The organism is Actinosynnema sp., from assembly GCF_052038725.1.
Genome location: NZ_JBQGCX010001160.1, coordinates 1 through 2,775, shown reverse-complemented (window position 1 = coordinate 2,775; position 2,775 = coordinate 1). Strand labels below are relative to the sequence as shown.

Annotated in this window: 3 protein-coding genes; 1 reads left to right on the top strand and 2 read right to left on the bottom strand. The window is 77.5% G+C overall.

Annotated elements, in window-relative coordinates; genetic code table 11:
* Positions 1–112: 112 nt before the first annotated feature.
* Positions 113–1,171, top strand: coding sequence for a peptidoglycan recognition protein family protein (locus ACTUAL_RS24350; RefSeq protein ID WP_440901884.1), 1,059 nt, complete (start codon positions 113–115; stop codon positions 1,169–1,171).
* 55 nt (positions 1,172–1,226) lie between these two features.
* Here the strand turns inward: ACTUAL_RS24350 and ACTUAL_RS24345 are convergent, their stop codons facing one another.
* Together ACTUAL_RS24345 and ACTUAL_RS24340 are read right to left on the bottom strand one after the other, a co-directional pair.
* Positions 1,227–1,883 (bottom strand): MBL fold metallo-hydrolase, encoded by a 657-nt coding sequence (locus ACTUAL_RS24345; protein WP_440901883.1) that lies wholly within the window; start codon positions 1,881–1,883, stop codon positions 1,227–1,229.
* A 46-nt stretch (positions 1,884–1,929) separates the two neighbouring features.
* The coding region (locus ACTUAL_RS24340; RefSeq protein WP_440901882.1) for an ATP-binding cassette domain-containing protein at positions 1,930–2,775 on the bottom strand (846 nt) is incomplete at its 5' end.

Below are 2,775 nucleotides of genomic sequence, written 5' to 3'. Positions count from 1 at the left end.
CACCTCGTCCATCCAGGGCGCGCTGTTCTCCGGTCGCAGGGCGGCGCGGGCCGTCCTCGCCGACCTCGGCCTGCGCGAGCGCTCGGACTGACAACCCCGAGGAGACACCACAGTGACCGACCTGTCACGCCGGAACGTGCTGCGCGGAGCCCTCGCCGCGAGCGTCGCCGCACTCGCCGCGGGCACCGCCGTCCGGGCCGCGCACGCGGCCCCCGGCGGTCCCACCGCGCTCGCGGCGGGCCGCAGCGCCCGGCCCGTCGGCCCGGCGGCCACCCACCTGTCCGTCGCCTCGAACGGCGGTCGCTGGCGCACCCGCACCGCGTCCGGCTGGGGCGACTGGCGCGCCCTGGCCTCCTGCCCGGCGGGTCACGAGAACCCGGCGAACGCGCGCGCCCTGCTGCCGCTGGGCCCCGGTGTCGTCGAGTACGAGGTCGACGTCCCGGCGAGCACCTCGGTCGCCGAGCTGAGCACCGCGGGCGCCACCGCCCGCTCGACCGGGGAGGCCAGGATCGCCGGGCTCACCACCGGGAAGCAGTACTTCCCGCGCTCCGCCTGGGGCGCCGACGAGTCGCTGCGCTTCCGCGCGGACGGCTCGGAGTCCTTCCCCGCCGCGTACTTCCCGGTGCAGACCCTGACCGTGCACCACACCGCGCTGCCCGTCGGCGCGGACCCGGCGGCCGACGTCCGGGCGATCTACCGCGACCACGCGGTGAACCAGGACTTCGGCGACATCGGCTACCACCTGCTGATCGACCCCCTGGGCGGCGTCTACGAGGGCCGCTGGTCGGGGACCGACCAGCACCCGGTGTTCGGCGCGCCCCCGCGCGCCAAGCCCGTCGACGGCAAGCCGCGGATGTCCAACGGCGCGCACGTGGGCGGCTACAACGCGGGCAACGTCGGCGTGTGCGTCATGGGCGACTTCACCACCGAGCCGCCGAGCGCGCAGGCGGTCGACTCGCTGGTGACCGTGCTGGCCGCCCTCAGCCAGGCGTGCGGGCTGGACCCGGTGGGGCGCACGGACTACGTGAACCCGATCAGCGGGGCGACCCGGTCCGTGGACACCATCTCCGGGCACCGCGACTGGCTGGCCACGCAGTGCCCCGGCGAGCGGTTCTTCCCGGAGCTGGCCGGAATCCGCGCCGAGGTGGCGAAGCGGGTGGGCGGGCGCTGAAACCCAGGCCCCGCGAGGAATCCCCGCGCGGGGCCCTCGTTAGTCCACAGTGGACTCAGCGTGGCGCGCCGGTGCGGACCGGTTTGCCGTGCCCGACGCACACCAGGTCCGCCCCCACGGCCAGCAGCCTGCGGACGGACTCCTCCAGCCGGACCCGGTCGGTGTTGAACACGCCGGGCCGCAGCGGGCCGCCGACCGACGCCAGCGCGTCGCCGGTGAACAGCACGCCCAGCGCGGGCAGGTGCAGCGCGATGCTGCCGTCCGTGTGGCCGGGGGTCGACAGCACCCGCGCGCCGCCGCCGAACGGCAGCACGTCCCCGTCCGCGACCTCCCCGTCCACCGGGCACGGCGGCGCAGGCGGTGGGGGAGGCGCGATCGCCTCCCACAGCGGCCGGTCCTCGTCGGTCAGCACCGGCGGCGGCGGTTCGACCTCGCCGCGCACCACGGGCGCGTCGGCGGCGTGCGCGAGCACCGGGGCGCCGGTGAGCGCGCGCAGTGCGGCGGCCGAACCGGCGTGGTCGGCGTGGTGGTGCGTGAGCACGATCCGCCGGACCGGACCGAACTCGGCGGCCCAGCGGGCGATCGGCCCGGCGTGCCCGGCGGTCCCGGTGTCGATCACGGTCACGCCGTCGTCGTCGCGGACGAGGTAGCACTGCGCCACGCCGTCCAGGCGCAACCGAAGCAGTCCGGGTAACTCCAAGGTGGCCTCCACCCACCCGACGCTAGGACCGCCCGGTCGCGGCGGGAACCCGTCCGGCTCAGGGCCGAAGCGCCGAATTCGGGTTCGCGCCGAGGGGGACCGCGACCGTGCTAGTGGGGGCCGCTGCCGTGCCGCCGGGCGCCGGGGCCGTGCCGCCGGTCCGCGTTCCCGACCACGCCTCCCACAGCGCCGCGTACCGCCCGCCCGCCGCGAGGAGCGCCGCGTGCGTGCCGCTCTCCACCACCCGACCGGCCTCCAGCACCACCACCCGGTCGGCCTCCGACGCCTGCGTCAACCGGTGCGCCACCAGCAACCCCGTCCGCCCGTCCAGGGCCCGCGCCGCCGCGACCTCCAGCGCCCGCGCGCCCGCGCTGCCCGCCTCGGCCGTGGCCTCGTCCAGCACCGCGACGGGCGGGTCCGCCAGCACCAGCCTGGCCAGCGCGAGCTGCTGCGCCTGCGCCGCCGTCAACCGCCGCCCGCCCTCACCGACCACCGTCTCCAGCCCCTCGGGCAGCGCCCGCGCCCACCGCAGCGCGCCCACCCGCTCCAGCGCCTCCTCCACGTCCGCGGGCGACGCCCCCGGCCGCGCCAGCCGCAGGTCCTCCACCAGCGGCCCGGCGACCACGTGCACCTCCTGCGTGATCAGCGCGACCGACCGCGCCGCCCGCTCCAGCGGCGCCCCGCCGACCAGCACCGTCCCGGACGTCGGCCGGTGCACCCCGGCGATGATCTTCGCCAGCGTGGTCTTGCCCGCCCCGGACGCCCCGACCAGCGCCACCCGCTCACCGGGCCCCACCTCCAGGTCCACCCCGTGCACCACCGGGTGCCCTGCCACGTACTCGTGCCCGACCCCGGCCAACGACACGCCGGCGCCCTCCGGGCCGGTCGGCGCGGTCCCGGCGTT